Genomic DNA, 499 nt, shown 5'->3' with positions numbered 1-499 from the left:
GCCGACGTGCAACTGACGATCCTGCATCTGATCGGGATGCTGCTGATCGTCGCGGTCGGCTCGAACTACGCGCTGTTCTTCTGCAAGCGCGACGATGCGCAGCCCGTCACGCCTTACACGCTCGTGTCGCTGCTGATCGCGAACCTCGCGACGGTCGCCGGCTTCGGGCTGCTCACGCTGTCGCGCGTGCCGCTCCTCGAAACCTTCGGGCTGACCGTCGGCCCCGGCGCGATCCTCGCGCTCGCGTTCGCGGCGATTCTCGCGCCACGAGCTACCGCTACCGCCACTGCCGCCGCCGTCTCGGCCTCCACCACCGCCGTCTCCGCCGCCGCTGCAAACGCCGCCGCAAACGCCGATCGTCCGCACGGAGGCCACGCATGAACTCGCCATCGACCGCGCCGTCGACCGTTTCACCGCCGCAGGCCGGCGACGCACGCCGCTGGAAGCCGACGCCACTGATCGCGGGCGCGGCCGCGCTGCATGCGGGCGCGGCCGCGGA

Annotated in this window: 1 pseudogene; it reads left to right on the top strand. The window is 71.5% G+C overall.

Annotated elements, in window-relative coordinates:
* Window positions 1–381 (top strand): annotated as a pseudogene (locus tag G3N94_RS41855) (hypothetical protein); the annotation flags it as partial.
* Window positions 382–499 lie beyond the last annotated feature (118 nt).

The organism is Burkholderia sp. Ac-20353 (assembly GCF_017104785.1).
Taxonomy (GTDB): Bacteria; Pseudomonadota; Gammaproteobacteria; order Burkholderiales; family Burkholderiaceae; genus Burkholderia.
The sequence above is the reverse complement of the archived record's forward strand: the minus strand, read 5'-3'. Positions and strand labels throughout refer to the sequence as shown.